The following is a 551-nucleotide window of genomic DNA, read 5'->3' as shown; positions in this document are numbered from 1 at the left end:
AGTATCCTGACCACCCTGCGCTGAAGGCCGCGCGGGCGCTGCTCACGCTTGAGGGGGCCAGCGAGTCGGTACAGGCCATACGCCACCGGATGGAAATCTTTCATCATCCGTACGTGGCAGAAAGCTTTACCGGCGCGCCGGGCCTCAGCCTCAGTACGCTCCGGCAGCGGCCCGGGCAGGTCATCTTTCTGACCCCCGACATCCGCTGCATGGAGAGTGAGGACCTGACGTCGGTGTACGGCTTCCTGATGAGCGCGCTGCAGGCGATGGCGGCGCTCCATCACGTGACCTTCGCACTCGCAGAACCCGTCCTGACCGCAGAAGGAGAACCGCTGTGAAAGACAATGACTTCGCCGTCCGTGAGGACGGCGCTAAAGCCGCGCGCCTCACCGCGAAGCGCGCGGGCTGGATAGCCCTGAACGTGGTGCTCCCGGCGTGGGAGGTGTCCAGCGTCACGCACCACGCGGGACGCAACGTCTCGCGCCTGTGGCAGCGCCTCCGGGAGGTGACGGCGGGACGTGGTCACGGCGACTACCGGCCCACGTACTGGG

2 pseudogenes are annotated in these 551 nt (G+C 66.8%); both read left to right on the top strand.

The features are described 5' to 3' along the window. A pseudogene (locus tag HA45_RS27395) lies at positions 1-338 on the top strand (prepilin peptidase-dependent protein); the annotation flags it as partial. Further along, positions 335-551, top strand: a pseudogene (locus tag HA45_RS23380) (conjugal transfer protein TraX); the annotation flags it as partial. The pseudogenes HA45_RS27395 and HA45_RS23380, both read left to right, overlap by 4 nt.

The organism is Pantoea rodasii, assembly GCF_002095465.1.
GTDB classification, from domain to species: Bacteria; Pseudomonadota; Gammaproteobacteria; order Enterobacterales; family Enterobacteriaceae; genus Pantoea; species Pantoea rodasii.
This window is presented reverse-complemented; position numbering and strand designations above follow the sequence as displayed.